This is a genomic window from Acinetobacter sp. B-6, from assembly GCF_056930735.1.
Map to the genome: position 1 here is coordinate 169,452 of NZ_JBXPBY010000003.1, position 24,667 is coordinate 194,118.

Annotated in this window: 39 protein-coding genes; 21 read left to right on the forward strand and 18 right to left on the reverse strand. The window is 33.4% G+C overall.

Annotated elements, in window-relative coordinates:
* The first annotated feature begins 17 nt into the window (after positions 1–17).
* Both AC1Z3T_RS05130 and AC1Z3T_RS05135 read left to right on the forward strand, forming a co-directional pair.
* Positions 18–860, forward strand: a complete 843-nt coding sequence (locus AC1Z3T_RS05130) for a hypothetical protein (protein WP_483396497.1) — start codon at positions 18–20, stop codon at positions 858–860.
* 112 nt (positions 861–972) lie between these two features.
* Positions 973–1,302 carry a hypothetical protein gene (locus AC1Z3T_RS05135; protein ID WP_227510911.1) on the forward strand — a complete coding sequence of 110 codons (330 nt, stop codon included), beginning with the start codon at positions 973–975 and terminating at the stop codon, positions 1,300–1,302.
* A gap of 200 nt (positions 1,303–1,502) precedes the next feature.
* Here the strand turns inward: AC1Z3T_RS05135 and AC1Z3T_RS05140 are convergent, their stop codons facing one another.
* The 4 genes from AC1Z3T_RS05140 to tusD all read right to left on the reverse strand — a co-directional run bounded on the left by AC1Z3T_RS05140 (position 1,503) and on the right by tusD (position 2,959).
* Positions 1,503–1,814: a TusE/DsrC/DsvC family sulfur relay protein gene (locus tag AC1Z3T_RS05140; protein ID WP_004830870.1), complete on the reverse strand. Its 312-nt coding sequence runs from the start codon at positions 1,812–1,814 to the stop codon at positions 1,503–1,505.
* 77 nt (positions 1,815–1,891) lie between these two features.
* Positions 1,892–2,176 carry a DsrH/TusB family sulfur metabolism protein gene (locus tag AC1Z3T_RS05145; RefSeq protein ID WP_483396498.1) on the reverse strand — a complete coding sequence of 95 codons (285 nt, stop codon included), beginning with the start codon at positions 2,174–2,176 and terminating at the stop codon, positions 1,892–1,894.
* 20 nt (positions 2,177–2,196) lie between these two features.
* Positions 2,197–2,547 carry a hypothetical protein gene (locus AC1Z3T_RS05150; RefSeq protein WP_100885134.1) on the reverse strand — a complete coding sequence of 117 codons (351 nt, stop codon included), beginning with the start codon at positions 2,545–2,547 and terminating at the stop codon, positions 2,197–2,199.
* 43 nt (positions 2,548–2,590) lie between these two features.
* Positions 2,591–2,959 (reverse strand): sulfurtransferase complex subunit TusD, encoded by a 369-nt coding sequence (tusD, locus tag AC1Z3T_RS05155; RefSeq protein ID WP_004830867.1) that lies wholly within the window; start codon positions 2,957–2,959, stop codon positions 2,591–2,593.
* Between the two features lie 278 nt (positions 2,960–3,237).
* Here tusD and AC1Z3T_RS05160 point away from each other — a divergent pair, with 278 nt between their 5' ends.
* The gene (locus AC1Z3T_RS05160) at positions 3,238–4,257 is read left to right on the forward strand and encodes a site-specific integrase (protein WP_058972094.1); all 1,020 of its coding nucleotides are present in this window, start codon (positions 3,238–3,240) and stop codon (positions 4,255–4,257) included.
* On the opposite strand, the gene AC1Z3T_RS05165 is transcribed toward AC1Z3T_RS05160, so the two are convergent.
* The 10 genes from AC1Z3T_RS05165 to AC1Z3T_RS05210 form a co-directional block, all read right to left on the reverse strand.
* Positions 4,254–4,541 carry an HTH domain-containing protein gene (locus tag AC1Z3T_RS05165; protein ID WP_046760018.1) on the reverse strand — a complete coding sequence of 96 codons (288 nt, stop codon included), beginning with the start codon at positions 4,539–4,541 and terminating at the stop codon, positions 4,254–4,256. The two genes, AC1Z3T_RS05160 and AC1Z3T_RS05165, sit on opposite strands and share 4 nt — an antisense overlap.
* A gap of 78 nt (positions 4,542–4,619) precedes the next feature.
* Complete coding sequence (locus AC1Z3T_RS05170; protein WP_058972095.1) at positions 4,620–5,222, reverse strand: HNH endonuclease signature motif containing protein; 603 nt, start codon at positions 5,220–5,222, stop codon at positions 4,620–4,622.
* Positions 5,223–5,225: 3 nt separating this feature from the next.
* Positions 5,226–5,465: a hypothetical protein gene (locus AC1Z3T_RS05175; protein ID WP_046760017.1), complete on the reverse strand. Its 240-nt coding sequence runs from the start codon at positions 5,463–5,465 to the stop codon at positions 5,226–5,228.
* Complete coding sequence (locus tag AC1Z3T_RS05180) at positions 5,465–6,550, reverse strand: hypothetical protein (protein WP_483396499.1); 1,086 nt, start codon at positions 6,548–6,550, stop codon at positions 5,465–5,467. Before AC1Z3T_RS05180 ends, AC1Z3T_RS05175 begins: the two co-directional genes overlap by 1 nt.
* Positions 6,550–7,236, reverse strand: a complete 687-nt coding sequence (locus AC1Z3T_RS05185) for a DNA exonuclease (protein WP_042085212.1) — start codon at positions 7,234–7,236, stop codon at positions 6,550–6,552. The genes AC1Z3T_RS05180 and AC1Z3T_RS05185 overlap by 1 nt, the downstream gene beginning before the upstream one ends.
* The gene (locus AC1Z3T_RS05190; RefSeq protein ID WP_009587070.1) at positions 7,233–8,396 is read right to left on the reverse strand and encodes an ATP-binding protein; all 1,164 of its coding nucleotides are present in this window, start codon (positions 8,394–8,396) and stop codon (positions 7,233–7,235) included. The genes AC1Z3T_RS05185 and AC1Z3T_RS05190 overlap by 4 nt, the downstream gene beginning before the upstream one ends.
* Positions 8,397–8,407: 11 nt before the next feature.
* Positions 8,408–8,716 carry a hypothetical protein gene (locus tag AC1Z3T_RS05195; protein ID WP_042085217.1) on the reverse strand — a complete coding sequence of 103 codons (309 nt, stop codon included), beginning with the start codon at positions 8,714–8,716 and terminating at the stop codon, positions 8,408–8,410.
* Positions 8,713–9,183, reverse strand: coding sequence for a hypothetical protein (locus AC1Z3T_RS05200; protein WP_483396500.1), 471 nt, complete (start codon positions 9,181–9,183; stop codon positions 8,713–8,715). Before AC1Z3T_RS05200 ends, AC1Z3T_RS05195 begins: the two co-directional genes overlap by 4 nt.
* Positions 9,184–9,381: 198 nt before the next feature.
* Entirely contained in the window at positions 9,382–9,786 is a 405-nt protein-coding gene (locus tag AC1Z3T_RS05205; RefSeq protein ID WP_199936058.1) for a hypothetical protein, read from the reverse strand.
* Positions 9,787–9,802: 16 nt separating this feature from the next.
* Positions 9,803–10,474: an XRE family transcriptional regulator gene (locus AC1Z3T_RS05210; protein ID WP_263511646.1), complete on the reverse strand. Its 672-nt coding sequence runs from the start codon at positions 10,472–10,474 to the stop codon at positions 9,803–9,805.
* 121 nt (positions 10,475–10,595) lie between these two features.
* Here AC1Z3T_RS05210 and AC1Z3T_RS05215 point away from each other — a divergent pair, with 121 nt between their 5' ends.
* From AC1Z3T_RS05215 to AC1Z3T_RS05245, 7 genes are all read left to right on the forward strand, one after another.
* Complete coding sequence (locus tag AC1Z3T_RS05215; protein ID WP_199936060.1) at positions 10,596–10,826, forward strand: Cro/CI family transcriptional regulator; 231 nt, start codon at positions 10,596–10,598, stop codon at positions 10,824–10,826.
* Positions 10,827–10,896: 70 nt separating this feature from the next.
* Positions 10,897–11,394: a phage regulatory CII family protein gene (locus AC1Z3T_RS05220; RefSeq protein ID WP_046760010.1), complete on the forward strand. Its 498-nt coding sequence runs from the start codon at positions 10,897–10,899 to the stop codon at positions 11,392–11,394.
* A 66-nt stretch (positions 11,395–11,460) separates the two neighbouring features.
* Positions 11,461–11,706, forward strand: a complete 246-nt coding sequence (locus AC1Z3T_RS05225) for a hypothetical protein (protein ID WP_100885147.1) — start codon at positions 11,461–11,463, stop codon at positions 11,704–11,706.
* Positions 11,703–11,999: a hypothetical protein gene (locus AC1Z3T_RS05230; protein ID WP_483396501.1), complete on the forward strand. Its 297-nt coding sequence runs from the start codon at positions 11,703–11,705 to the stop codon at positions 11,997–11,999. The genes AC1Z3T_RS05225 and AC1Z3T_RS05230 overlap by 4 nt, the downstream gene beginning before the upstream one ends.
* Entirely contained in the window at positions 11,996–12,916 is a 921-nt protein-coding gene (locus tag AC1Z3T_RS05235) for a helix-turn-helix domain-containing protein (RefSeq protein WP_483396502.1), read from the forward strand. Before AC1Z3T_RS05230 ends, AC1Z3T_RS05235 begins: the two co-directional genes overlap by 4 nt.
* On the forward strand, positions 12,917–13,330 hold the full coding sequence (locus tag AC1Z3T_RS05240; protein WP_483396503.1) for a hypothetical protein: 414 nt from the start codon (positions 12,917–12,919) through the stop codon (positions 13,328–13,330).
* Between the two features lie 2 nt (positions 13,331–13,332).
* Entirely contained in the window at positions 13,333–13,830 is a 498-nt protein-coding gene (locus tag AC1Z3T_RS05245) for a hypothetical protein (protein WP_317806409.1), read from the forward strand.
* A gap of 71 nt (positions 13,831–13,901) precedes the next feature.
* Here AC1Z3T_RS05245 and AC1Z3T_RS05250 read toward each other — a convergent pair whose 3' ends face one another.
* Both AC1Z3T_RS05250 and AC1Z3T_RS05255 read right to left on the reverse strand, forming a co-directional pair.
* Complete coding sequence (locus AC1Z3T_RS05250; protein ID WP_151797356.1) at positions 13,902–15,008, reverse strand: ImmA/IrrE family metallo-endopeptidase; 1,107 nt, start codon at positions 15,006–15,008, stop codon at positions 13,902–13,904.
* A 12-nt stretch (positions 15,009–15,020) separates the two neighbouring features.
* Positions 15,021–15,731 (reverse strand): hypothetical protein, encoded by a 711-nt coding sequence (locus AC1Z3T_RS05255; RefSeq protein WP_046760003.1) that lies wholly within the window; start codon positions 15,729–15,731, stop codon positions 15,021–15,023.
* A 104-nt stretch (positions 15,732–15,835) separates the two neighbouring features.
* Here AC1Z3T_RS05255 and AC1Z3T_RS05260 point away from each other — a divergent pair, with 104 nt between their 5' ends.
* Positions 15,836–16,417, forward strand: coding sequence for a hypothetical protein (locus AC1Z3T_RS05260; protein ID WP_335969222.1), 582 nt, complete (start codon positions 15,836–15,838; stop codon positions 16,415–16,417).
* Between the two features lie 201 nt (positions 16,418–16,618).
* On the opposite strand, the gene xseB is transcribed toward AC1Z3T_RS05260, so the two are convergent.
* Positions 16,619–16,813, reverse strand: coding sequence for an exodeoxyribonuclease VII small subunit (xseB, locus tag AC1Z3T_RS05265; protein ID WP_009586282.1), 195 nt, complete (start codon positions 16,811–16,813; stop codon positions 16,619–16,621).
* Positions 16,806–18,068, reverse strand: a complete 1,263-nt coding sequence (gene xseA / locus AC1Z3T_RS05270; RefSeq protein ID WP_483396505.1) for an exodeoxyribonuclease VII large subunit — start codon at positions 18,066–18,068, stop codon at positions 16,806–16,808. The genes xseB and xseA overlap by 8 nt, the downstream gene beginning before the upstream one ends.
* Positions 18,069–18,451: 383 nt before the next feature.
* Here xseA and AC1Z3T_RS05275 point away from each other — a divergent pair, with 383 nt between their 5' ends.
* The 10 genes from AC1Z3T_RS05275 to AC1Z3T_RS05320 all read left to right on the forward strand — a co-directional run bounded on the left by AC1Z3T_RS05275 (position 18,452) and on the right by AC1Z3T_RS05320 (position 24,612).
* Complete coding sequence (locus AC1Z3T_RS05275; protein WP_100885154.1) at positions 18,452–18,664, forward strand: hypothetical protein; 213 nt, start codon at positions 18,452–18,454, stop codon at positions 18,662–18,664.
* Positions 18,665–18,694: 30 nt separating this feature from the next.
* Positions 18,695–18,904: a cold-shock protein gene (locus AC1Z3T_RS05280; RefSeq protein WP_009586283.1), complete on the forward strand. Its 210-nt coding sequence runs from the start codon at positions 18,695–18,697 to the stop codon at positions 18,902–18,904.
* 433 nt (positions 18,905–19,337) lie between these two features.
* Positions 19,338–19,589, forward strand: coding sequence for a hypothetical protein (locus tag AC1Z3T_RS05285; protein ID WP_046759999.1), 252 nt, complete (start codon positions 19,338–19,340; stop codon positions 19,587–19,589).
* Between the two features lie 169 nt (positions 19,590–19,758).
* On the forward strand, positions 19,759–19,956 hold the full coding sequence (locus AC1Z3T_RS05290; RefSeq protein WP_227604853.1) for an acyl-CoA thioesterase: 198 nt from the start codon (positions 19,759–19,761) through the stop codon (positions 19,954–19,956).
* Between the two features lie 832 nt (positions 19,957–20,788).
* Positions 20,789–21,658, forward strand: coding sequence for a hypothetical protein (locus AC1Z3T_RS05295; RefSeq protein ID WP_483396506.1), 870 nt, complete (start codon positions 20,789–20,791; stop codon positions 21,656–21,658).
* An 88-nt stretch (positions 21,659–21,746) separates the two neighbouring features.
* A complete protein-coding gene (locus tag AC1Z3T_RS05300; protein WP_483396507.1) occupies positions 21,747–21,977 on the forward strand; it encodes a hypothetical protein in 231 nt (76 codons plus the stop codon).
* 139 nt (positions 21,978–22,116) lie between these two features.
* On the forward strand, positions 22,117–22,347 hold the full coding sequence (locus AC1Z3T_RS05305; RefSeq protein WP_483396508.1) for a hypothetical protein: 231 nt from the start codon (positions 22,117–22,119) through the stop codon (positions 22,345–22,347).
* A gap of 78 nt (positions 22,348–22,425) precedes the next feature.
* Positions 22,426–23,289 carry a hypothetical protein gene (locus tag AC1Z3T_RS05310; protein ID WP_483396509.1) on the forward strand — a complete coding sequence of 288 codons (864 nt, stop codon included), beginning with the start codon at positions 22,426–22,428 and terminating at the stop codon, positions 23,287–23,289.
* A 128-nt stretch (positions 23,290–23,417) separates the two neighbouring features.
* Entirely contained in the window at positions 23,418–23,807 is a 390-nt protein-coding gene (locus tag AC1Z3T_RS05315; RefSeq protein WP_483396510.1) for a hypothetical protein, read from the forward strand.
* Positions 23,808–23,970: 163 nt separating this feature from the next.
* Positions 23,971–24,612, forward strand: a complete 642-nt coding sequence (locus AC1Z3T_RS05320; RefSeq protein WP_483396511.1) for a putative metallopeptidase — start codon at positions 23,971–23,973, stop codon at positions 24,610–24,612.
* Positions 24,613–24,667: the final 55 nt, after the last annotated feature.

The window sequence follows — 24,667 nt, forward strand, 5'->3', positions numbered from 1 at the left end:
ATATGGTAGGTGTTTTTATGTTTATTGGTAGTACTGATAAAGAAAGATTAGATAATTTTTTAATTATTGAAGAGAATGATAGTGCATCAGAAGTTTTTAAATTTATGGAAGAAAAAAATGTAAATAATTTAATTGTTGATGCTAACTTATGTAATATATCAATACTAGATAATGTGGATTTTTATCAGATTTTTGAAAAAGCAAAAATAGTGCACTTAGCTAATATTGATCTAAAGAAAAGTAGTTATTTATATCAATTTAAAAATGCGAATAGATTTGAGATAAAAAACTGTAAATTTAGTGGAAAAGAGCCAATTAATTTTCATGAATTTAGTAACCTTGAAGAAATTTTTACAATATATAGCAAGCGGTTTGAAAACTTATTTAATCATCCGAAATTGAAGACATTATTTATTGAAGGATTTAATATTTTAGATTTCAATTTCCCATTAAACAATGTGTTGGAATCGTTATCTCTTGAAAAAAGTGCTGAGTGTAAATGGTCAACTCTATCAAATTTTAAAAAACTAAAAGCTCTATATTTAGTTAGTATATCAAGTATTACAGATATTTCTTGGCTTTCAAATCTTTCTTACTTAGAAGATATTGAGCTAACTTATTGTAAGAAAATAGAAAATTGTATTGAGGGAATATCAAATATTTCCTCTTTAAAATCTGTTTGGTTAGCATATATGGGAAATTTTGATTCTTTGAAACCATTAACTAAGCTTACAAAGCTAAAAGAGCTTACGATTGAGTCAGGAGGGAAATTAGTAGATAAGGACATCAGTTTTCTTAAAAATATTCAAGGATTAGAATATAGTATTGAAATGTCAAATTGTGTAACTAGCAATGAATAAATTTTATCTAAATATTGATTTTTATTTGCATTGATTTTTAATGTCGAGCTTGAATTATTATTTAAGCTCAATTTTTTTTATTATTTAATATTTTTAAACCTAGATAAAATGGTTGTTTAATAAAAAATTAAATACCTATACTTTAATTATAAGAAACTTGAGCCATGAGAGAATTGGTTTATTGCGTGGTGAAAATCAATTTCAATATGCGCCGAATCCTGTTGAGTGGGTGGATCCATTAGGCTTGTCACCAACATCACTTGGTAAGTGGGGAGAAAGTTTTGTCAGAACACAACTCTTGAATTCTGGTAAATACAGTAATGTTATTTCAATACAAAATTCTCAAAATCATGGTATTGATTTAGTTGGCATCAGAAAGGATGGAAAATTTGACTTTTTTGAAGTCAAAACAAATGTTTTAATTGAAAGGCATAAGTGTTAAGCATTTGATAATTATTTAAATTTAAAAAATTCATAACTTAGAAATATGTACCCAATCCCACTTTTTCGTTGAGCTATTTTTTCAAATACCAATGGGATTTACTTAGAAAAAGAGTGAAATAATCTATTTATCTAAGCCATAATCTACAGGGATTCGTTCACGTTAATAGATATGTGAACGAATCAATTTATATAAATAGGTCATAAACAATTTGCGGGTTTAGGAATACCTGCCAAACGACTCAAATGTCGAGCAACCAGTCCAGTATTAAATTTTTGTTGCAACACTGCATTATCAATCTCAGGGCTTACGCTTTTCATTAAAAATTTAATCAATGGGCGAGTCGCAGGAGAGTGTCCAAATTGAGTATAGAATTGACGAACTGCATATAAAACTTCGAAATGCCAAGGTGTAAGCTCGAGTTCTAAACTCTGTGCCAGCTCTTGAGCAACCTGTTCATTCCAAACCGTATAATCAACTAAGTGACCGTCTTGGTCTAATTCTAAACTCATAAAACAACCTAAATGATGTAACTCGATTGAAAAAGCAATTAAATTACTTGGGAGATAACAAAGGGTAAAATAGCGGTTTATTTTAAACTGATACAACGTGTGAAGTCTAAAATCAGTTCTGCGAATTGCGCATAATTGATCAATTTAAAATGCTCAGGAACTTTTTCGGCAAGTATTTCTGTATCATTTTCCAAGATGTACAGATTTTTTTTCTTTTCTAAACGGTGATCATATACATATAGCACTGCATCTCCCATTAAAAGAATATGATCATCTACTGAGTATATTTGATCCAGTTGGGTTAAAACTTGATCTGTATGAGAAAAACATGATTGAATTAAGTAAAGTGTTTTATCTGACATTTAAATCTACCTTGCCCATCTTACCAATATAAAACACGGTCAAAAGATTGAATAAATTCACTATTCAAATCGATGAACTCAATCTCTTGTTGTGATTGAGTAACAAAAGCAGAGCTTTTATTCATATTCTCTACTAAAACTGGTGTTAAATCATAAAATTCAAAGCTATCCACCATGTTTGACGCGAGTTTAAACGCTTGTTTTAAACCATCAAACGCCAGTTCGGATTTTAACAAACTTAGTCCAGCATCTTTAAGTAACACTTTGACTTTACAACCAAAAGTGGCTAAAACCATAGTGGCAGACAAGCTTTCATAAACTTGTAGATTGGTTAAGTTTGCTTGGGTTATCACCACGAGTACAGTATTCACACAAATCACCTTTTAAATGCAACACTCTAATGGGAAGATCAACTTAGAATTGAATGAGACGATCTGTAGATTGGACTGCATCTGCAAGTTCTCCAAGTCCAACGAGATTAAAACCTTTTGCAAGATTATGTGTTTGAATTTGATGGCGTTTAGCATTTTCTTGATCTGTTATTCCACGCGCTAAAGCGGCACTCACACAGACAGGAAGTCGAATTGCGAGTTTTTGCCACTCTACAGATAAATTACGTTGATCATCAGGAATCCATTGCAAGTTGTTGGCAACTTGTACACCATCTTGATAGAAGAACACACGAAATTCTTGATCTTTTGCTTTTAAAGCCTGAGCTAACCCCAATGCATGCCATGCATGAATTGAACTTGGAGCAGCAGTGATTAGTAATAAAGTACTCATTTGATGGCGATTCACTTGGAGAATGGACAGTTTGCAACATTCAAACTTGATAATGATAGGTAGTATACAATGATTTTAGGTGACATTTTTATGATATTCTTAATTTTAAAAAAAATAAATCATTAAAATATATTAATAAACAGATACTTAGTTAAATTTTTCAAATCACAAAGTCACTATAGATCTTATTTAATCTGCACGAAATTCCCTATATTTTCTTCCTTTTTTCCATAAAATAGCTAAAATAAATCTAAATCTACACCAAATCTGCACCAAGAATGAAGCTTCCAAAACCAATACAACGTGGATCAAGTTGGCGTATTACTGTAACTTTTGATAATAAGAGATATTCAGCGACCAGAGATACTGCAAAAGAATGTGAACAATGGGCATCACTTAAGCTACTTGAACTTAAAACTGGTAAAGCTGATCTTGAACAAGGTATTAAACCTGCTTATCCATTTCGACAATTATGTAATAAATATTATGAAGAACATGGTCGACACATGCGATCGGCTCGTACCATCAACTTTAAAATAAAAAACTTAGACCGTATCGCCCCGAACCTGGCTGAGAAGTCAATTTATGATTTTAAGCCTGCAGATATTGCAGAATGGCGCAATAATAGAAAAAAAGAAGTTAAAGTAGCTACATTAAGAAATGAACATGCAATTTATTCTGCAGTGTTTACCTATGCAATGAAAGAGTTGTTTTTGATTGAGTCTAACGTTTGGCACTCAGTAACAATGCCAAATAAAGAAAAATCACGAGATCAAAGAATTTCTCCAGAACAACAAGAAACTCTATTGAAAGTGTTGCAGTGGGACGGTACAACAACACCTGTCAGTTCTAGACAATATGTCGCGTGGGCTTTTTTGTTTGCTCTGGAAACAGCAATGAGGCAGGGTGAGATATTATCTATGCGTAGAGCAGACTTACGTGATGGTTTTATTCATTTACCAATGACTAAAAACGGTGAGTCTCGTAACGTACCACTTTCAAAAGAAGCCAAACGCTTACTCTCATTGCTTCCTGCAGAAAATGACAAATTATTGCCAATTGATAAGAATATATTTTGTGCAATGTGGATGAGGGTTAAGAAAAAAGCAAAACTTCCTGAAATCAACTTTCATGATACTCGACATGAAGCCATCACCAGGATGGTTAAGGTTCGTAAATTACCGGTTGAGGTTTTAGCAAAAATTACGGGACATAAGACAATTGGGATATTAATTAACACTTATTACAATCCGGATGCGCAGGATTTAGTTGAGATGTTTAATGACAGTGAGAGCTAATTAGCTCTCGGTCTGCCTCTTTTTTTATTTTTAGTGCTAAGTAAATCATGGGCTAAGCGAGGGTTGTATAATGCCTTGCCAGGTGTACCTTGATCTATTGATGCGAGACGGTCTCTAATTGTCGTGGTCGATAGACTATACTTTTCGGCGAGCTGTGCTGCAGAAACTAATTCAACTTCCACTTCCTTCAATTCTTTAACAATTCCACCACCAATATTTTGACCGAGCATTACTTGTGGAGGACTATCGCTTTCGACAGTGATAATATATTTAAGAACACCCATCAATCTTCCTCCATTTATTCAGCTCATCCCAAATTAAATATGTCGTACCTATTAGAGGGTGAGTATTTAGAAGAACTTTCATGCATTCACCTTTTTATATAATTGATGTTTAACATTTTTAATCTTTGCCATTAACAAACAAGATTCATTGTTTTGAGGTGTGGCAAGTTTGTGAAAACTTTGGCTATACCGAACCATTTCAGCTTTGCTCATTAGAATCAAATTCTCTATTCGACAATCTGTTTTATCCTGGTTTTTAAATGCAATTACTTTTCCTTCCGGAATTGGTCCATTAGCTTTTTCCCAAACAATTCTATGCTTTAATCCAAATTTACCTGGTTCACCTATTTTTACTAAAACATATCCATCTTTTGAGCATATCCGCTCATAACCTAGAGGTTTAGCATTCCATGTAGGACGTCCTTTCTTGAAGCTAGTCTTATTCGCTGAAGTAAGCCCTTTGGTGCCAGTATTCCATGGAACAGATCCTTTCTGAAAACAACCTGTTCGACCAGTATTCCATTTATTACGAGTGCATAATGACTTGATCTGATCAACACTAAATTGTTCATTAAATTTGGTGTTTACTATTTCCGTTAATTCTTTTCGTCCCAATGAGCAGTTTGATTTAATGAAATCTAATTGCTCTGGGCTATATTTGATTGCTGATCCCTTTGGCATAAATCACCCAATTAAATTTTGCGGAATTTCAACTGAATCGGCATTTTTTAAGCCTCTGTATTCAGCAACTAATTTTGCAGCACTTAAACGCATGTTGTTATTTTTAATAACCTGTTCACTTATTTTTTCAATAGCGTCTGCCTTTTGAAGTTCTGCCTGAAGCTCTTCACCTTTGAGATCTGTAGCACTTAAACGTTCAAGCTGTGCAAATAAAACAGAATTTAAATCTAATGGTGTATTCATTATTTTGTCTCCCAAGGTGTGTCAGTCGCCATTGTTAAATCAGTCCGTCTCTGATTTGCATAACTGAATAAACGCTCATGTATAGCTGGGTCGCACTGGATTATTTCCTCTTCAAGCTTTGCAAGATCAATCAATGTTTTTGATTCTTGAATACGAACCATCAAAGATGATTGTGATTTTTCAGGTGGGTTGAATTCAGCTAAACGTTTATGGATGGCGCTCATAACTGGCTTACGCTCTTCCTCGGTCCAGTGAACTGTGTATTTATAGAGAGCATTAGCTTCTGTTGGAGTTTTGACGATTTTTAAACGTTCCATCAACTCATCAACTATTGATTGATATGGATGTAATGCAGGTGAGTTATCCTCTGAATTAATTGGATCTTCAGAGATGGATATATTTTCTTGAGACTCAATAGCTTTTGGTTGATTAAACTCAGCTATTTTTCTCTCCTTAGTCATCGTAATTTCAAGCATTTGTTCTGCTGAAAAACCCACTTTATCAGCATTAAATAAAGTAGTTTCAATCTCAGCCAAAGTTGTGCAGGCACGCAAGCCATCTAAGTAGAGTTGTAATTCAGATTCTATTGATATAACTGGCTTTTTCTCAACTACTTGTGAAGATTCTTGCTCAACAGATTTCTTTGTATTTCTTGCTTTTTTGGGCTTTTCACTGAAACCGTCTTTAACTTCAATTTCAGTAATAATATAGCCAAAAGCTTTACCAAATGCCTGCAGCTGTAATTTCGCATTTTCCTCGTCCAACTGAGCAAATCCATTTGCTACACTCAAACATATATCACCATGCTCAGGATCATATTTTGTACGCAATATACAAGTTGGCATCACAATAAAAATTTCTTGCCCAGACTCTAAATCATGCGGTTGAACAGGCTTTGTAAATTTAATATCTGCCAATGTAAAAGTTTCACGTTTGATACAGAACTCATGATCATTTGTAAAAAATACAGTAGCAGGGAATTGATTAAGCTCATCAAAATCAAGCAATCCACCAATATGACGACATAAAACAGTTTTGCCAGATTGCAAAGCAGAAATTGCCTCAACACCATTAAAAGTATGCATTATTTTTGTCCTTTTAAAGCTTTAGTTAGGTATGGATCTAAATCGGGTTGTTTGAGAAGCCAAGCAATATATGAATCAGGAAGCTCATCAATTAGCTCACCTCTATGTTTACCAAAGTTAATGCGCTTGGGAATTCTGGCAATTTCAGACATTTGATAAAGTGAATTCATGTCTTTAATTGCAAGCTTTTCGACAATTACTTGTAGAATCACGCCAGTGAAATAAATATCCCAGCGCGCGTTATGTGCATTTCTCAAATGCTTACGAGCAGTTTCTAAATTTCCGCTCATCACGTGGTAATACAAAGCTGTAAGGTTATGAGTTTCTAATTCATCCCAAACCATACGCGCCAAAGCTAATGTGCAAATGCCTTTTACATTGATTGAAGAATCACACAATTTGATTGCTTGAATGTCGTAATCAATATTGTGGCCAATCAAATAAACAGTATTTTCAGGTAAGCGGAAAACCTCATAACTCGGCTTGTCCGCTATATCAGACTCAAGAATATGATGAGTTGCTAATGAACCAAGTTCGATAGGCTCAGGGCAAGAAAAATATTCATCAAAAGCTGATTTTTGATGAATTACCAAAACTCCCTGCTCAAATGAGCAGGGTACATGAGCAATTTCAATTGGATAACCGTTTAAGCTGTTTGTTTCAGTATCTAAAATCAATGCAATCATGCCGTAACACCTTTTTTAGCCAATTCATCTATTTCAGCTTTAACAGCATCAAGTTTGTTTGCCTCAATTTGCGTAAGTGCGTCAATTCCTAGATATTCACAAACTGTTTTAACATCAAGACCTCTTTCATCAATGAAAGCTTGCAAATCATCTCTTTGCTGATCACTAATCCCTTTAAAATCAGGCGGGTTATACCAACGCTTTGTATTTTCTTTATCAAAAGTGCATTTGAGTTCACGACCACGAATTTGAACTGCATGCCACATTTGAGTTTTGTATTTATGATCTGAATCTATCGACTCGGTTAATTGATTTAAGTCACCTGAATGATTAGCTTCTGTGCAACACTGTTGGAAATTTTCCAACTCACCAATTGCTTTTACTTCTGCTTGCTGTTCAGGTGTCATTGAGTTGATATAGTCTTTCGCTTCTTTAATTAATGAAGCTAGGAATAATCCATTAAATTCAAGATCTGGAACAAATACTTGCCCTGAGTTCTCAGTCATTCCATTTGGTTTTTGAGTTTTAACCCCAAGATAACCTGAATTTTTTGCATGATGTGTAGGGCTTGGATTGAAGTAAATAATTCGATCCATTTTACCTTCTGCATCTGTTGTGGCATGCATATAACCCATCATGTCAGCCATGCGGTAAAGCATGTTTCTGTTTTTACCACCTAAATCAGGTCGGAAAACCTTCAGTTTTTCCTTGCCTGATTCTTCTTCTGTAGCATGTGCAATAAACACAACATCTTTACCAAAGGAGATCCATTTATTTACGGTTTGCATAAATAAATTATTAGCCAAACCTTGAGCTTTTAGAGTCAGATTTCCGTCTCGTTGCAAGTTCTCCTTGTTATTACTTAAATGAGTTTTTATGCAGTCGAGCATTGCACCAACAGTGTCACAAATAATTGTATTAAAAGGGGCTAAATCCTTTTCATCCATAAAAGAGACATCAGACCACTGAGGAACAGGAACAATCGCACCTCTGCGTAATTTAGCATTTACACGGTGCTGACCTTTATCGAAATCAAACACAACAGGTTTATCAGCCGTATGAGCTATAGAGCTCTTACCTAAACCAGGATCTGTATATAAGTAAAAAATAATCGAAGAAACTGTTAAAGGTTGGTCTGGGAAAATAATATTTAGAGCCATGATGTAACCCCTTAATTATATTTCGTATTGTTGTAAGCAATACGTTGATTAGCGGAATACGGTGTGCGCTTAAAGCAAGGTTGGTTAAACAATTCTGCTTTAGCTTTACGCTTTTGGAATTTGCGCTCACGTTCGAAATTTTCACGAATCCAAGGTTTCGTTGCGTGGGTTTCTTCTGAAACTAAAATCAAAACACCTGATCTATTCACCCAGTAAACATCAGATCCTTTTTGCACATAGATTGATTGACCAAGACGCATACGGAATAAACCGTTTTCATTGCCTTGAAATTCTGAGAAATTTTGAGTAGAAGTTTTCATTGAACTGCCTCCACTAATCGATTACGTTCGATATAACCAACTATCATCTGATTAATATTTCTGTGATCGTTGTAATCGGTGAAATCATTCCAATCGTTACCATTCACATCTGTAATTTTTTCAACCGCCAAATTTGTAATATCTACAGCTGTAAATTCTGAACCAGGTACACCGTAACTATCTGGATGAGATTCAAAATCAAAGCTGACTAAAACTAGAAAGCTATCAAGTTTGATAACTGCTTTCCCTGAAGTTTCAGAAGTGAGCTTTAAAGCGCTAACGCTATAAGTTGATGGTGTTACATTAGGAGCAGTGATAAGTGGCTTGTACTCAGCAGTTTTCTGGTCATAAGCAAGACCGATTGCCCCAGCGGTCAATAGTCCACTGATAGTGGCGATTTTAAAGAAGCTAAAAGGCTGTACACGATGTGTAACAATGGGATTGATTGAATTTGGTTTTGTGTTCATACTTATCTCACTCATTGAGTAAAAGTCCCTGTCCGTCGAAAGCTAGGGGCTTTTTTTGTTGGTGTGAGATAAATATAACTATAGTTATTTTACTAGTCAATACTGTAGTTATAAAAAATATTCTTTTAGTTATATTTGTGATTTAATAGACATAAGAAAACCCACACTGGGTGGGTGAATTATCAAGTTGAAAAATTCCTAGTTTGATTGTTTTAAAAAATTTGGGCATCCTTCGCTGTAAATTAGCATGAAGTCGCTTTGGGGTTCTATTTTGCTAAACTCCTTCCATGGTTCAAAATGACTTTGTAAACTTAAGCTATATGCACTTCTAGGAATTACTTCGCCACCCATATATTTAAAAGTTTTTTCTCTACAGTTAATTAAAACCTTATTGAGAGTGAAAATAGAGGGATCGAAATTAAAATTAGTTTTATATTTAAATAAGATAGTTGCATCAGATTGTCCTTCAATTACATCACTTACAGAAACTTCATACCCTCTAAGTTTTTCTTTACTGTTTGGAATTAAGATAAAATTTTCAGCGTAAATGCAATTAGAAAAAGAAATGAAAACAAGTAAAAGACTAGCATTTTTAAATTTCATATTTGTATCTACTGATTTAACCTGCTCGCCAGAATTGACGACCCATTATTTTAAAATTATATCCATTGTTTTCTGTTACCACTTTATCTCTATACTTCTCATTAAGACTATGAAGAATTAATGAACCATCAGCTTCTTTGAAAATCTGTTTTATCATGCCTTCACCAGCAAAATAGAAAGCATAAATTTCACCATCTATGATTTCGGTTTGGGCTAAATTAATCCCTACTAAATCACCATCTTTAATAAAATCAGCCATGCTATCGCCCTTGGCTTTTATGATCTTCATTGTTTTTTCATTAACACCTTTCTCTTTCATAAATGCTGGTGAAAAAGGGAATTTTCCATTTATAACATCAAAATGGAATTCTATTGATTCGCCTGCACCGCATGAAAAATTAGCTTCTACGACATCAATCCAAACATATTCGTTCGCAGATCCAGGATCAACAACAGTTGGCTTGTGAATGTCATTAGCATCAAAAGAGTCACTTTCGTTCCCAGTAGTTAACCAAAAAGGATCGACACCTAAATATTGGGCAATCATTGGCAGAAATGCAGATTTTTGGTTTCTGCCTGATTCAAGTGCTTGGTAAGCAGGTTGAGAGATATTAACTGCTTCAGCTACTTCAGCTTGTGTTTTACCAGCTTTCTTTCTTGATTCTTTTAAACGTTCTTTGAGCGACATAAACACATACCTCTATTTTATAACAATATATAACCTTGGTTATAAGTAATCAAATAACTATAGCTATTGACTGTTAATAACTATAGTTATAATATTGGTTATATCTTATGGAGATATAACTATGAGTAAGCAAACTAATAATAAGTTTCAGTTACTTGTTCAGCATTTTGGAAGTCAAGAAAGCACTGCTAATGCCTTGCAGGTTAAACAGCCAGCAGTTTCAGCTTGGGTCAGAGGCACTAAAAATATGTCTGAACTAGTAGCTATGCGTGCAGAAAAAGCAACGGATGGAAAATTTAAAGCAACTGAGTTGTGTCCATCTTTGAAAGAATTTCAAACCCTATCAGCTTAGGAACCACCATGAGCAAAGTATCTATTTTTGTTCATAAAAATTAAACGTGAATGATTAAAAGGATTCACATATGGAAATCAATTTAAGCCGAGAAGCTCAAAACGCAATTTGGCAAATGATAAGTAAAACACCTGGTTTTACTCCTAAAGACATTGCCCAAGTAATAGGGGATTCGCATAACACAGTTTGCAATTACGCAAATATCAATATGCCAAATCACTTACCAAGCATAAAAAAACTGGAAGCAATTCTGTATTACACGCAAAACCCAGCTTTATTAAAAATTTGGGCACATGAGCTTGGTTATGCATTGCTGCCTGTTGAGTGCGATCGAAGTAAACATCATGAGCTTTCTATCTTTGAAGCAATGATGCAACACAATATTAAGTCTGGTAAGGCTAACAAAGTTGTTTATGACGCCTATGAAGATGGTGTTGTAACACCTCAAGAATATGAAGAGATACACCAACTCACACAGAATTTAATTGAATTGGCGACAGCTGTAGACCAAGCGGCACTAAAGCAAATGAAAAAATTTACAGCAGGTTTTGAAATTGAAAAAGCCTGATGTTCGAGGTCAGGCTTCCCGTAGTTCACACGGTATCAATTACTCAATGGTTTCAAGGAGTATCGAATGACATCGAATCTATCACATGAAAATTATATAAGCAAATTCATGAAAGGTGATGTGGTTGTATTTATGAATCACATCAAAATTAATAGTTTACAGACTATAAAAGTTTATCAACCGAACGATCTATATCTATTGGAAAATGGGCAATTGGCTAAAGAAAATGAAATACGATCTGCCACTTTGCCTGAGCTTTTTCATAAACGCCGTTTAGATGAAATCGAGCAATCGATTGCGGAGGTTTCATGAATAGTCATTTTCAAACTAAACCTGAGCATAAACAGACTCAAGAAATCCAATCTTTTTATGAACCAACGTTGCTTTTGTTGAATCAAATTCATGATATCAAAAAAGGCAATTTAAGAATGCGTGGTTACAACGAAGAAAATGCAGCTGTAACCAAGGAGGAATTGGCTCAAAAGATGGCTTATCGATTCAAGATTACGATTTGGTTAGCACAACAGGTTATTACGAGTTTGATCAAAGCTGAACAGGTCATCTCATTTGGTGGATATGTAAAGCCAAAGGTCGGTGAATTATGAGCTTAGATGCGACCGTATGGGCTTGGAAAACTACAGTCTCATGTGCAAGTGAAAGGCTTGTGCTTTTAGCTCTTGCAGATCGAGCTGGGGATGATCATAAGTGCTTCCCAAGTTTAAAGCGCTTAGAGAAAGATACAACGTTAAATCGTAAAACGATTATCAAAGTTTTAGATGAACTTGAACTCAAAAGTTTGATTAAATTCACAGGTGAAATTAAAGGGAATGGCGTAAAAGTCTATCAATTAATTGGTGTATTTGGACGTGAAGATAGTTCAGATACCCATACCAAAAAGGGGACTAGTACCAAAAACGACACTGGTGTTAATTTAGGTACTGGTTCCAAAAACGGTACTAGTACCAATAATGGAACAGGAACCAGTACCGATTTTGGTACCGAGACCAGTACCAATTTTGGGACACAGAATCTCCCAAGGAATCTCTCATTAGAATCTAAAAATAAAAAAGACTGGCTTTGTTTGAAAAAACTTTGTTGGGAATTAGATCAAGCCGATCCCACGGTAGTGCCAAAGTCGATTATCGAAGCAAGTTGGTTCGAACGTGAAAAACGAGCTTTCGAACTTTTCAATGCTGACAAGGATCTTTGTGATGATCTTTTGATTTACCACTTTGCTGACACACTTTTGAGAAACCGTCACAAATACGACAAAGCGCAAAATGGAAAATCAAGCGGTGATTCTGATTCTGTATTTTTCTCATCACCTCAGCAGATTTATGTTTTTGCCAACAAATTGGCTCAACTTCCAGACGTCATCGATGAGTTCAGTATGCCAGGTGAATCTTTTGAAAAACTAACAAGCCGGATTGCTGCAAAACTATCGGATCCCAATGAACTCCAAAACTGGAAATCACAGCTGCAAATGGTTGGATTTAAATCAAAGAGCAGAGGTGTGGCTTAGGTGGAGAGCATCTCAATTGCTGAATATCAAAGACTTTATGGTACGAAAACCAGGAAGAAATCAAAGCACAAAAGCAGTACTCGAGTTAAAACTCATCGAGGTGAAAGTATCGGTGAATCAACCCTGGCCAACCAGTTGCGACTTTTAAAAATTATCTTTGAACAAGAATATAAATTCCATCCAAAACGGAAATGGCGTGCAGATTTTCACATTGTAGGCAAGAAGATATTGGTTGAGGTTGAGGGCGGTGTTTGGAGTAACGGACGTCACACTCGAGGAAAGGGATATATCGGTGATATGGAGAAGTACAACGATGCTGTGTTAATGGGATATCAGGTATTACGGTTTAGTACAGAGCAAGTCAAATCAGGTTTAGCGGTTCAACATATAGAGACGATGGTAGGGGATTTATAAAGATGGGCACAGCAGTCGCAACACAACATATTTTACAAACAGTTGATTGGTCGCGTTTTGACTTAGAAGGCTGGTTATATCAATTTGGTGCTTGGTTATATACCAATACAGGACCTACAGGAAAAAGTGTAAATCCAATCGCTATAGCTATGGATAATGCTGTAAAAGAGAAGAAATATAAAAAATTGAGCCCTGAACAAAGATTAAAAATTATTACTGGTTATCTTATGGAAGATCTTGGACAAGCAAAGCCAAGAAAGACTCGTCTAACATGTGAAATAAATGATAACGAGGCGAGAGCTGTACAGCGTTTAATTTTAGATCTACAAGGGCAATCTGAAATATTGGATGATTGGATGGATGCTGTGATTAGTCGATATTTTTATGGTTGTTCCTGGTCAGAGATGGTGACACAAGAACGTACACAATATGATGTACGTTCCGACGTGAAATGTGGTTTGGCTGCTTTGCATAGTAGATATGGGTTTATAAGCTATTAATGGTTGATAAATCAAAAAATAGTTAGATTTAGTAATGACGTGCGGATTTTAATAACCAATACGCCATTAACTTACTCGACAATATAGAGTTTGTGCCTTTTCTTTAATGGTTCAACTTTAGCTAAGGAATCAAATGTTAATTGATTGAAATCATCTTCAGAAATTCCAATTTCATCAAGCATTTGATTTTTATCAAAAGAAGGTTGCGATGCTAATACAGAAATAATTTTAGGTAACATTAGACTTTCATCACGGTGAGTTTCTTCTGGTTCATTTAGGTTATAACCTAATGAATTGATCTTGATTGAATTGCTTCGATTAACCCAATCACTAATTAACCCCAGTTTGTGTGCTTTGTAGTTAATTGCTTTTAAAGATGTTCGCCAAACCTTTTTATACTCAACCATATTTTCTAGTGAAAGATAGCGTGGTGCAGTAGCAAAAAATGAATCAGTAGGCATTAAAAACTCAGAAGAGAATTGATCAGCCTCGGTTTCAAGAACACGATTATCTTTCTCAACTCGAATTTTCTTGTTATGTGTATGCATTACGATATGACCAAGTTCATGTGCACAATCGAACCGAGCTCTTTCTGCAGATTTAAACGTATTTAAAAATATAAAAGGGTTACCGCTTTCTTCATCAAAAAAAGACAAAGCATCAATTTCTCTGATTTCATTAGGAAGTCTAAATACACGAATTCCTTTTAACTCACACAATGAAACAATATTATTAATAGGTTGGTTACCTAGAGCCCATAACCCCCGTAGTTCTGAAGCTATATGTTCAGCGTACTTGGATTCGCCCAAAAACTCAGTAATATCTAAATCTGGACGATGAAATGCAGGTAGCTTTACTTTTTTATTCAAGTATTTATTAATGTTAATTGCTAAAAGAGTATATGCCTCATTAGCTTTTCTATGCTGGGCTTTAATACGAGCAACAGATCGATAGAAGATCTGGTCTGTTTCATGAGGTTGGGACTCATTACCAATGAAAAAAGACATAGGTAAGTTTAGTACACGACATATTTCATTTTGATCATTCTCATTGATTTCTTTGTCTACGTCCAAAAGTTGCTTTACCTTAGAGATAGAGCAACTCAGTTTGTCTGCGAAATCAGCATTGCTTAAGCCACGTAATTCTTTAGCAATACGTAAACGATCTTTATTAAACACATTAACCTCAGATTAGACTACAAGCTTAATATCAAAATCATCTGGTTTAATTTCATCAGATGGTTCCAATAATGGCTTAGGATCATTTTTTACTGGAAGAGTATTATCTATTTCAAATACAATTCTGCAAGTATGATTACTTGGTAAAATGGAGATTTTTTCAGCTTTTAAGTTTTTTACAAAACTAGTTGGGTATGCAAATTCAAAGGGAATAGTTGGGATATCAACATTTTGATAAGCTGGATGTGATGAAGAAGGGAAATATAAAATCCATGTGCGTAATTTTGATTCATCATCATAAGCAAATTGATTCTCCTTAATATTATTTAAGGTCATCAATCCTTTTTCACAGTGTGCAGATACTATTTGATCAGCTATGCCCAAAGCTATATTACCGCTCATAAAGATAATTTGTATTTTTTTTGCTGTATTTTCAATTCTCGGTTGGCTGTCATTATGAAATACCCAAGCAGGATCAGATTGCCTAAGCATTAAAGCTATCTGTTCTCCAATCTTTCCCCATCGTGCGATAAATCGTGCACGATTATAATAAGTATTAGTCTTAAATTCCGCGTCTCCGATCATGATCGCATCTTTGACCAGTTCAAGATCTGGCAATCCTAATTGTTTTGCTTTTTTTATAGCATTGTCACCTTTGAAAAAATCGCAGGGCGTAGGTTCTGAGGGTTGGATTGATTCTTCATCGAGAAGATTTAAGTTCATAAGATATATCCTAAGTAGGTAATAGCTTTTTTATAACATCATTTGATGTTTAAAAAAAGACATTGTATGATGATTTTTCATCTTTTTTTATTAGACACCTTACAATGAAATTTACCAGACTTAAATTAGAAGAAGCAGGCATATGGTTTTTGACTTATTCATTTTTATTAGCATTATTTTTACTATGTGTGGCATTTTTTGGGGATAAAATTAAAAATTTTCTTAATAGTGATAAAAAAATAAGTTCGCTTTCTAGTAAAGATATCAAATTTCTTGAAGAGACATATGGAAAAGAGAATTCTGCATATATATATGTAAATAATGTTCTTGATTTTATAGGAGCATATATACCAAGCAACTTATTAACTATTGTATTCCTTGGATCAGTCTATCTATTGTATTTCATAATGGTACATCGCTTAAAATATAAAAAATTTTCTAGAAATAGTGTTTTCATTTATTTTGTAAATGCTTTAAATTCAATTGCATCCGGTGCTTGCTCATTAATGTTTTTTATTACTTCTGTTTTACTGTTAGGTATAATTTATGTTTGTTCGATTGGTTTATTTTTAGGTCATATTTTTTGGATGTTATTGGCTTTTTACGCGTTGTATGTAGCTATAACTCTATTAGTATTCTTCTTTGATAAGTCATTGAGTGAGACATTAAAAAAGAGTATATCCTAGATTATTTTTCAAATTCAAATTGCCAATTAGAAGCATACCGCTTTAACTCATTCCATATGTTTCAATTTGTACTCCTGGTTTTTCACGAATAATGGAAAAATGAGTAAATTGACTAGCAAAGATTAAAGTGGATAAATAGATTATAAGAATGAAATTCATATGAGAAAATTTCAAGATGATTACTCATATGAATTTTATAATTTACTCTTTAAATGTTTCATTTAAAGCCTGTTGAACCGCATCTACTCGTGATTTACAGGCTTTGTAAGCTGACATAGACTCTTCAACAATTTTCATTAAATTATCGATATCAGGTTCTTCTTGAGATTCTAATAGTTCTGCATTTTTCTTGAGAACTTCATAGCCTTCTTTGAAGGTTAATTCTTTTTTAGTCATTACTATGCACCTTTATTACTTTTGCATCAATAGAACCGTCTTGTAATTCAACTTGGATGCTATCGTTTGAAATTTGTTGAATAGATCGAATTGCTTGTCCATTGCTTCTGACAATACCATAGCCTTTAGCCATAACATTTTTTGGATTCTGCAGTAGGGTTTCTCGAAGCAAACCATCAATTTGCGTGGAAGCTAATTTAAGTTGTTGTTGGGCTAAATATTGAATTGTGCCTTTTATCAAATCTAAGCTCTTTTTTGTCTCATTAATCTGACCATGAGAGAGTGTTTTAATTACTTTCATGTATTGATCATTTTGGCTTTGGTAAGCTGATATCTGATGTTGTGATAAAAGTTTAATCTTATTTAGGGAGTCTATTACGTCTTGTACTTGATCCACGATTAAATTTCGAATTCCTCCAATGACTTTACTTGGAGTATCGAAGGAACGATGAGCTACTTCATCTAAAATGGTCCGATCTTTTTCATGACCAATACCAACCCAGATAGGGACTGAACGTTTACAGAGTAGGGCCGCTAAATCATAGTCATTCAGATATGCAAGATCATTAACTGCACCACCACCTCGAATAATTACAATTAGATCCGGGGCAGAACTAAATTCTTTAGCCCATTGCCGTAAAGCATTCGACAGTGATTCAGCAATACTTAATGCTGCGGTGTTTCCTTGAAATGTGGCAGAGTGGTATACAAAATTGCAAACACCGGCTTTTTGAAGTGCATCAGCATCTTTCTTGAAGTCACCTAAGCCTGCAGCATTTTCAGGAGCGATTACCAGAACATTTTGAATATCAAAAGGTGTTGGAATTGATTTATTTTTGTGAACTAATCCTTCAGCAGTTAATCTTTCTAAAATTTGTTGATACCGCCGTGCAATATCACCAAGCGTATAACTAGAATCAATCGCTTCAATATTTACTGAAAAGCCATATTGAGGGCTAAATACAGCTTTAACTTTGATTAAAACATTTAAATCTCTAGATAATTCTATACCGCTTTCACGTTCGAATTTCAGAACCATTTTTGCAGCACTGAATTTCCAAATTGTTGCCTTACAACTTGCAATAACTTTATCTGTGTCTTCTTCTTTTTCAGCTAATTCTAAATAGTAATGACCACCTTTGATACTTAGGTTTCTAATTTCAGCTTTAACCCAAACAGATTCTTCAAAAGCTACACGTATAACCTCTTTAACTGTAGATAAGTATTCACTCAAAGAAAGTTGTAAATCAGACATAAAAGACAGAGAAACTCATAATTCATAAAAATAGTATAGAACAGTGCTTAGTAAGGCAATCAAATTGTATGAAATACAAGACAACAAAAGATCATATTTAATAAAGTATATTCAATCTAAATTATTGAAAATTTGGTGTTTTTCATCACAAGAAATTGTTGCGTGTATGTATGTTAATATTACACTTTGTATCTAGTTTTAGATAAAGTTATTGATTTTAAAGGAAAAATAAAATTATTGAACATATAGCTATCATTGATCTCTTAAAATTAATATGTAATATTTTCAACGTATTGAACTTAGTATATCTTTCATTTGCTTTGTTTCATGATTTATATACCCACTGAACCACCTCTATGTGGGTATCTTTTTAAGGATCTTTAATGAAGTCGTTCTTTATTAGAAATACTAATGATTTTTTGAAAGCTGCAATAACATTAGGGCTAGATTTTTCATTAGATTTAGAAAATCCAAATCAATTATTTCTGATACTTAATGAAAGAAAGAAGTTATGGATTCCTGAAAATCGGTGGGTTGTTGTTGAGGATGCATTTGTTGCAGTGTTAACTGATCAAGAATACAAAATGCTGAACTAAAAAACTTTTACTTAATTATACGAGAAAAATATGTCAAATTTATCAACTGGTACTGTTAAATGGTTTAATGAAACTAAAGGTTTTGGTTTTATTGCTGTAGATAATGGTTCAGATGTATTCGCTCATTTTAGTGAAATCCAAGCTGACGGCTTTCGAGTTTTATTAGAAGGTCAACGTGTACAATTTACGATTACTGAGGGAAAAAAAGGACCACAAGCAAGTGGTATAACGTTGGTCTAATTTGAAAGTTTCCAAGAGCCTATTTGTATTGAATAGGCTTTTTTTTAAATAAAATACCAACAGATAAATAAGAATAATAGTGTTATTAAAATAGATGACATATTGCATTTTAATATATGCATGTTCTTTGTGCATAGTCGTTATGTCTCGAGTTGTATAACTTTTAATTATTTCTAATCTCAATTTTAATTATTAGCTTAGAAAAACATATGCTTTAGAAGGAGTAAATAATATGGTTCAATATTTTAAATGCTTCTTAGGTTCACATCAGGTATTTGACACGCACTACTGTACAGATGGTCATCTGACCGTATGTCGTCATTGCCTCAAAGTAATTAAAATATAGATGATTGTTATATACAGTTTAAGAAATACATCACTGACTGTGATTGAAATTTTAAACTTTATTACTAATTTTATTGAGGGTTTTTCAATGTTATCAGCTGATATAGCAAATAGTTCAAATTTAATTGACCTAAGTTCAATTGAACAATTTAAAAAATATTTTAAAAATCAAATTAAAGTTCGAGCTGATGAAGGTGAGTTATATGCAAGTGAACGTATTTCGAAGTTGATAAATTTTAAAGAAGTTGAAAAGTTGAGTGAAGAATTCAAAGATGCTGGATATAAAGTTAAAGTAAACACAGTAGAGAACAACTTTGTAATTTCAGTTTTTTGGAACTAAATTAGTTTGCTACAAAACCTTAATAATTTTATATGCCCGTTTCTCCAATCAACGGGTATTTTTTTATTTAATTTCAATGATTCATCTTTAATTATTTGATTGTTTTTTGAAAATAAAGCAAATAAAAAATGAACTTTTTAAATTTTCAAAGTTTGATTAAAATACATATATGAAAAGACAACGCAAAAAACATGAATTTCCAAAATCAAACTGGACTACTGAGCAAGACTGTTATCTCATCGAGAATAGCAATCTACCAATCAATGAACTGATGAGAAACTTACCTTTTAGTGATGATGAAATAATAGATCGTAAAGGGATATTAGGTCTAATTCGTAGAGCGAGACAGATGAGAAAGGGTTTTTAGAAATCAATAGATGCGAAATTAATCTTTATTGAATTATCTTGAAGTATTGACCTTGCGCAAGGCATATGGCATATTTCTGCTATAGTGGACGAAGTTATGGTAATCCACACTGTTTAAAGATTTTATATACCCACTGACTCCATCTAGTGGGTATTTTTTTAAACAAAACTCAAAAAATTACTTGGAGGGATTTGAATGATCATTCACTGGTTTTTCATGTTAGCTTTCGTCCCTCTGATGATCATTATTGTATTATTCTTTACGCGCAACAATTGATTTCCCTACTCATCAACTCCGACAGTGCATATTTTTTTACCATTTGTTTGAATTAATATTGATAATCATTTACAATTTTGTTGCATCTTTCTCCAAGTTTAGATGTAAATTTGTTGACAGCTCGGAAAGACGAGCACTAAATATAAGGTTTGCTATACCCGCTGACTCCAATAAGTGGGTATTTTTTTGGTGAAATAATGAAATCATTTTTTGTTAGACAGAACATGAATATCCTAAGTGCTTCTATAACATTGGGTATTGATCTAGCAATGAATGTTGATTATCCAGAACACTTTATTATTACATTGCTAGAAGGCAAGATGCTTCTAGTTCCAGTCAATAGATGGGTTGTAATGAATGATGATTTCGTTTCGGTTTTAACGGATGAAGAATACAAATCATTGTATGGGTAATCCACTAGATAAACCTCGTATTGTGCATTTTTGGCAAATGAAATAAACTTCTCTTTTTTTTAAATGTATTACTATTATTTCGTTTAATTAGACTTTTAAAATTTATTATGGAAATTATTAATTTAATAACAAGTAGAGGATTCTTGGAAACATTAATCCCCCTTATTTCAGCTATTGGTTTAGCTTTTGCTATGATGACATACCTGAATAGGTCAAATAAAGCTAAGGAAATTGAACAATTATTAAGATTTAGGGAGAATAGCGATCTAATCGTTAATGGAACTAATTATGAAAGTTTGAATAGAATAAGTCAGGATGATATTGTTCAAAGACTATTAGCGATTGAAAAGAAGTTAGAGATCATTGAAAACTATAATCTTGATTTTCATGCAGATGAAAAGTCAAAAATAATTGATGATATTAAAAATAGTATTTTAGCTAAATCATCAGATTCTATTTTAAGGGAGTTAACAAATAAGATTGAAATTAGTAATTTTGAAAAAACATATACCATTGATATGCAGCAATCTATTGATAGGTTGAGAGCAGAGAAAAATAGTTTATTTATTAGAGGTAACTTTAACCTAGTTATAGGTGTTATGATGAGTATAGTTGGAGGCTATCTTGTTTACCAGTTTATTGGGGGATTGCCAACGTTAAACTCTAGTATTGGATTAGTTAGTTATTCACTTCCAAGATTTTCACTATCTTTATTGATTGGTTTACTAGTATTTTTCTTTTTAAATTTATATAGAAAGAGTTTGGATGATATTAAATATTATCAAAATGAAATTACTAATCTTGAAGCAAAATACTTATCTTTACGTCTTGCGAACCAGCTGAAAAACCACAAGATAATTGGTTCAGTGATTGATACCTTAATAAAAACTGAGAGAAATTTTATTTTAGAAAAGAATCAATCTACAATTGAATTAGAAAAAGAGCGTATCAATTCAAAAAATTCAAATAACGTTATCGATATGCTTAAAGATATTATTAGTTCTAAAAAGTAAAACGTTTGTTTATATCCAATTTAAACATTACATTTACATTTTAGACCAAGCAAAAGTGCTACACTTCCAGCGATAATCAGGAAGGCACATGAATATTTGTATCGGTGGTGAGCTTCAAGGGCAGATTATTGATAAAGACTGCTACAAGTTCAAAGTAAAACCTGAAGATGACAAAAGTACTTACTATTATAGGCAGTCAGTCGTTTTAGAAGATCAATTTTTAAACTTTTGGTTTTCAAGTACGGTGAAGTTTGGAGATGCTATTAGAACAGCAGAACACTTTGCTCGAAAGAGAGTTAAAGAATTAAAAGGCGCTTAGGCGTCTTTTTTATTGGAGAATCAAATGCTCCGATTAAAACAAATATTCTGTAGTCTGGTGGAAATGCTGCAAAATTTCTTATGAAGCAGGTCAGCAATCCCGACAGGCTGAGGTTGATGAAGCAAATGCAAAATCACAAATGTGCCGTGATGAAAAAACTCATGCAATTAATCGTTGGAGTCAGATTCGCAAAGAAGTTGAAGAGAAAGACAAGCGAATTGAAAAAGCTACAGCAAAATGGATTTCTATAGTCACTATTTTGACAACAACAGATACAGGTGTTCCAGATGCGATCTTTAAGCAACTAGACCAATTGCATGATGCGTTATGTGGCATGAATGAAATAGGTGACAACAATGCAAATTCCTAAAGGATGGTAATCTTAAAATTAGGTGGCAACTTTGAAGATCATTAAGCTATAATTTTGAAAAATTAACTTGATAAGATTATGTTTAAAGAAATAAAGTTGCCGTTTAATTTGAGTTTTATGGAGTTTTTGACTCTAATCTTTTTCTTCACATTAGGTTATTTTGGAATTTATAGATATAGTTTTTATAACACATTGGGTATTCCTTGGTATTTAAGCTACATTACACCTTCGCAATTTATAACTAGTTCTCTTGAATGTATTATTAGTTTATTTATGGCAAGTATGATTTGCTATTTAATTTATAGACTTACTCAATTATTTGAAAAATATCAAGAGAAATCATTGCGGATTATTACAGCTTTATTTTTAATTATTTTTGCTTTCAACTTGTTTAGCATCTATGATAAGTCGAAATTTTTGTCTTTTTTGTTTGATAATAAAGATTTTTCTACATTAAGTATTTTTCATTATGTTGTATCAATTTTTTTAATTAGGCAGTTAGTGGTTGATCGAAATAAATTTATTAAAAATAGCTCAATAAGTGTTGAGTATATTAAAATTCCAGAAAATTTATTAACACCAAATCATATTGTTGAGAAGATTAACAATAAGGCTAAAGCTTACTCATTATTCACTATCTTTTTAATGTCTTTCATAATTATTTATACTCCTTATTTTTTGGGAAAAAAAGATGCTTATCGACTATTAATCAATAAAGAAAGTTCATCTAATTTAGTAAAAATAAAATTAGATAAAGATTTATGGTATTTAATTGAAGCCACAGGTGATAAAGTTTTATTAGTTAAGAAAAATAAAAATGACAAATTAAAAAATGACTTTAAGTTAATTGAATACAAGGAAATAGAGAAAATTGTAGCTAAACAAAAAGAAGACTCAGATAGAGTGATATTTGATTATATATCTGAAAATTTAAATCGCTAATTTATATTTATCTGAATCTTTCAAATTTTATGGGAAATTAATCAAAGTAATCACCCAACAAACCTAAACACATAAAGTCCAACACTAGCCCTATCACTAACGATGGGGCTTTTTATTAGGCAAAATTTATGGATACATCTCAATATAAAAGAATTACCCAAAAATCAGAAATGAAAACTAAACCAAGAGCTAAGCCATTACCCAAAGCAACCCAAAAATATTTAGAAGCTGAAGAGACTTTGTTTCAAGAACTCGAAGAAAACTTAATAGGTTATCGCCGTAAATTTCAGTTCGAATCAACTCGGAATTGGCGGTTTGATTTTTATATTGTGAAATTAAATCTTCTTATTGAAATTGTGGGTAGTCCTTGGTCTGTTGGTCGTGGCGGTAAGAAGATAGCAAATGCTTTCAGTAAACATGATTTGGCTGAAGAGATGGGATATAGGATTGAGCGGATTCATCCTGATTCTATTCTATCAGGAGCTACTATAAAATTAATTTGTACAAAATCTGATTGAAAAATTTTATTCTTTGTTAAATTTTATTATATGATTTAATTTACTATTTTCTCTATGTTTAATTCCGAGTAATATACTTGGTATAGGTGATCAGCCCCGATTGCCTATGTAACTTGATACCCACGATTTTCCCCAAAATTGTGGGTTTTTTTATGGGTGATCCATGAATCAAATCAGACCATTTCCGCCAACAGACTTAATAGATCAAGCTGAGGAAGAGGAAGCGATTCGCTTGGCACCTGCAGCGGATCTAAAAGAATGGGTAGAGAAAAACTTCTTAACCCTTGGTGGTGAACTTCATAATCCTGATCATGACCACATAGCTGAATTACTTCATGATGACGAAACCTTTTTAGCATTCGCTTGGGCTTCGTCTGCCGCCGTTGCTAAAAAACGAATGGTATTAGGTCAATGTGAAAAGGTGATGTTTAACCAGGGGGGATGGCGCAAAGCTCGACAAGAACAGCAGATGCGAGACTGGTTTGGGTTTGTTCCTGTTTATCTAATTACAGTTGATGCAAGTTTTTGTGAACGTGCGAACGATCGTGAATTTTGTGCTTTGATTGAGCATGAGCTGTATCACATTGGTGTAGAGCGTGATGAGGATGGGGAAATGCTTTACAGCGATCATACAGGCTTACCTAAGCATTATTTAGCAGGTCATGACGTTGAGGAATTTATAGGAGTGGTCAAACGTTGGGGAGCAAGTGAGGATGTTAAACGCATGATTGCAGTCGCTCAAAACCCGCCGTTTGTATCTGATTTTAATGTATCTGCGTGTTGTGGGAACTGTGTGATCAATTGAGCCTTAGAGCTCTTTTTTTTGCCCATCTTGTTTGACGTAGTTTGACAAAGGTGTA

Coding starts and splice junctions, on each gene's coding strand:
- AC1Z3T_RS05310 (WP_483396509.1), top strand. CDS start 22,426: ATGTTTAAAGAAATAAAGTTGCCGTTTAATTTGAGTTTTATGGAGTTT.
- AC1Z3T_RS05260 (WP_335969222.1), top strand. CDS start 15,836: ATGAAATTTACCAGACTTAAATTAGAAGAAGCAGGCATATGGTTTTTG.
- AC1Z3T_RS05205 (WP_199936058.1), bottom strand. CDS start 9,786: ATGAAATTTAAAAATGCTAGTCTTTTACTTGTTTTCATTTCTTTTTCT.
- AC1Z3T_RS05165 (WP_046760018.1), bottom strand. CDS start 4,541: ATGGGTGTTCTTAAATATATTATCACTGTCGAAAGCGATAGTCCTCCA.
- AC1Z3T_RS05215 (WP_199936060.1), top strand. CDS start 10,596: ATGAGTAAGCAAACTAATAATAAGTTTCAGTTACTTGTTCAGCATTTT.
- AC1Z3T_RS05180 (WP_483396499.1), bottom strand. CDS start 6,550: ATGCATACTTTTAATGGTGTTGAGGCAATTTCTGCTTTGCAATCTGGC.
- AC1Z3T_RS05225 (WP_100885147.1), top strand. CDS start 11,461: ATGACATCGAATCTATCACATGAAAATTATATAAGCAAATTCATGAAA.
- AC1Z3T_RS05280 (WP_009586283.1), top strand. CDS start 18,695: ATGTCAAATTTATCAACTGGTACTGTTAAATGGTTTAATGAAACTAAA.
- AC1Z3T_RS05210 (WP_263511646.1), bottom strand. CDS start 10,474: ATGTCGCTCAAAGAACGTTTAAAAGAATCAAGAAAGAAAGCTGGTAAA.
- xseA (WP_483396505.1), bottom strand. CDS start 18,068: ATGTCTGATTTACAACTTTCTTTGAGTGAATACTTATCTACAGTTAAA.
- AC1Z3T_RS05170 (WP_058972095.1), bottom strand. CDS start 5,222: ATGCCAAAGGGATCAGCAATCAAATATAGCCCAGAGCAATTAGATTTC.
- AC1Z3T_RS05300 (WP_483396507.1), top strand. CDS start 21,747: ATGAATATTTGTATCGGTGGTGAGCTTCAAGGGCAGATTATTGATAAA.
- AC1Z3T_RS05255 (WP_046760003.1), bottom strand. CDS start 15,731: ATGAACTTAAATCTTCTCGATGAAGAATCAATCCAACCCTCAGAACCT.
- AC1Z3T_RS05315 (WP_483396510.1), top strand. CDS start 23,418: ATGGATACATCTCAATATAAAAGAATTACCCAAAAATCAGAAATGAAA.
- AC1Z3T_RS05235 (WP_483396502.1), top strand. CDS start 11,996: ATGAGCTTAGATGCGACCGTATGGGCTTGGAAAACTACAGTCTCATGT.
- AC1Z3T_RS05130 (WP_483396497.1), top strand. CDS start 18: ATGTTTATTGGTAGTACTGATAAAGAAAGATTAGATAATTTTTTAATT.
- AC1Z3T_RS05190 (WP_009587070.1), bottom strand. CDS start 8,396: ATGGCTCTAAATATTATTTTCCCAGACCAACCTTTAACAGTTTCTTCG.
- AC1Z3T_RS05320 (WP_483396511.1), top strand. CDS start 23,971: ATGAATCAAATCAGACCATTTCCGCCAACAGACTTAATAGATCAAGCT.
- xseB (WP_009586282.1), bottom strand. CDS start 16,813: ATGACTAAAAAAGAATTAACCTTCAAAGAAGGCTATGAAGTTCTCAAG.
- AC1Z3T_RS05200 (WP_483396500.1), bottom strand. CDS start 9,183: ATGAACACAAAACCAAATTCAATCAATCCCATTGTTACACATCGTGTA.
- AC1Z3T_RS05275 (WP_100885154.1), top strand. CDS start 18,452: ATGAAGTCGTTCTTTATTAGAAATACTAATGATTTTTTGAAAGCTGCA.
- AC1Z3T_RS05140 (WP_004830870.1), bottom strand. CDS start 1,814: ATGAGTTTAGAATTAGACCAAGACGGTCACTTAGTTGATTATACGGTT.
- AC1Z3T_RS05160 (WP_058972094.1), top strand. CDS start 3,238: ATGAAGCTTCCAAAACCAATACAACGTGGATCAAGTTGGCGTATTACT.
- AC1Z3T_RS05220 (WP_046760010.1), top strand. CDS start 10,897: ATGGAAATCAATTTAAGCCGAGAAGCTCAAAACGCAATTTGGCAAATG.
- AC1Z3T_RS05230 (WP_483396501.1), top strand. CDS start 11,703: ATGAATAGTCATTTTCAAACTAAACCTGAGCATAAACAGACTCAAGAA.
- AC1Z3T_RS05185 (WP_042085212.1), bottom strand. CDS start 7,236: ATGATTGCATTGATTTTAGATACTGAAACAAACAGCTTAAACGGTTAT.
- AC1Z3T_RS05145 (WP_483396498.1), bottom strand. CDS start 2,176: ATGTCAGATAAAACACTTTACTTAATTCAATCATGTTTTTCTCATACA.
- AC1Z3T_RS05305 (WP_483396508.1), top strand. CDS start 22,117: ATGTGCCGTGATGAAAAAACTCATGCAATTAATCGTTGGAGTCAGATT.
- AC1Z3T_RS05175 (WP_046760017.1), bottom strand. CDS start 5,465: ATGAATACACCATTAGATTTAAATTCTGTTTTATTTGCACAGCTTGAA.
- AC1Z3T_RS05290 (WP_227604853.1), top strand. CDS start 19,759: ATGAAAAGACAACGCAAAAAACATGAATTTCCAAAATCAAACTGGACT.
- AC1Z3T_RS05195 (WP_042085217.1), bottom strand. CDS start 8,716: ATGAAAACTTCTACTCAAAATTTCTCAGAATTTCAAGGCAATGAAAAC.
- tusD (WP_004830867.1), bottom strand. CDS start 2,959: ATGAGTACTTTATTACTAATCACTGCTGCTCCAAGTTCAATTCATGCA.
- AC1Z3T_RS05245 (WP_317806409.1), top strand. CDS start 13,333: ATGGGCACAGCAGTCGCAACACAACATATTTTACAAACAGTTGATTGG.
- AC1Z3T_RS05285 (WP_046759999.1), top strand. CDS start 19,338: ATGTTATCAGCTGATATAGCAAATAGTTCAAATTTAATTGACCTAAGT.